Raw genomic sequence first — 1,580 nt, forward strand, 5'->3', positions numbered from 1 at the left:
TGAGGTAGAAATAATCTCTATAAATAATTTAAGTGGAGGATTTCCTGATATAAATCATGCAGTTTATGAAGGAGTAGATTGTGATAACTTAACAGAGTTGTATTGTTCTGATGATGATGCAAGTGTAACCACAGAACTTACTGTTGGTAACACCTATTATGTAAGAATTTTTACAGGAGGTTCTGATCCAGATAATATTGATTTTGAATTATGTATTAGAGAGGCTCCAACAAATATTATTTGTGAAAACTCCGTGAATTTCTGCTCAGGAGACGAAGGTTTAACAACTTCAAATATTATTGGTATCCCTGACACAGGACAAATTGCATGTTTATTTACTGCACCAAACCCAACTTGGAATACTATTCAAATTGATGAATCTGGATTAATTGAAATTGAAATAGATCAAGTTGATGATAATGGAAACGGACTTGATGTTGATTTTGTACTTTGGGGACCTTTCAATTCATTAGATGAAGCATGTGGTGGATTAGATACAGGTTGTCCTACACCTGGAGATTGTCCGAACAATACATTTGATCCTAATTTTTATCCATTTGGAAATATAGTTGACTGTAGTTATTCTATTCAATCCACAGAAAATCTAACTATTAATAATGCCCTTGCAGGTGAAGTTTACGTTTTATTAGTTACTAATTTTAACGGTGGTCCTGGTACAATTACAATTACGCAAACAAATACTGGTGGAGGAACTATAACCGCAGAAATAAATGCTGAAGTAGTTAGTAATGAAGTATTCATTGATAGTACTAATGATCCTACTGAAGTTGATTTCACTAATCCATTATGTGACTTCACGTCAATAACTTTAGAAGCTGATTCTCCTTTCGCTGATAGTTTCCAATGGTATGATGATTTCATAGCAATTCCAGGTGCTACTGCTTCAACTCTCGTTGTTACAGAATCAGGAAGATATAGTTTTCAAGCATTTGATGAAGATTGTGGAGATGATTCGTTATCTCAAGAGGTAGTTATTACGCTTTACGATTTACCAACTGCAAATACTGTTGCTGATATTCAAATATGTGATGATATAAGTGGAGATGGTACCGAGAGTTTTGATCTAGATACTATAGCCGCACAAATTTTAGGTTCTCAAAGTAATACTGATTTTAACGTTAGTTTTTATACATCTGAAACTGATAGAAATAATGCAACAAATCCTGTTTCCTCTCCTCTAGTAACAGCTTCTACTACAGTTTATGTAAGAGTTGAAGATAATGATGCTGTCTCTGATGGTTTCTTAGGATGTAGAGCGATAACTCAATTTGACATTACAGTTAATCCTTTACCTGTAATAAATCAACCAGCTGATTTAATACTCTGTGATAACGATCAAGATGGTGTTGTAGATATTGATCTTACTACAATAGATGCAGAGGTTACAACAGATTCTAATGTGTCAATTACTTACCACACAACTCAAGCTGATGCTGATTCTGGAAATAATGCTTTAAATACTAATTATTCTGGTACTCAAGGAACATTATTTATAAGAGTTGAAAATAATACAACAGGTTGTTATAGTACTACTTCATTCAACATTATTATTGATGTGC

The 1,580-nt window shown here is 33.3% G+C and carries 1 pseudogene; it reads left to right on the forward strand.

The features are described from left to right. A pseudogene (locus RM697_RS13665) lies at positions 1-1,580 on the forward strand (hypothetical protein); the annotation flags it as partial.

Source organism: Microcosmobacter mediterraneus (assembly GCF_031846265.1).
Lineage (GTDB): Bacteria > Bacteroidota > Bacteroidia > Flavobacteriales > Flavobacteriaceae > Microcosmobacter > Microcosmobacter mediterraneus.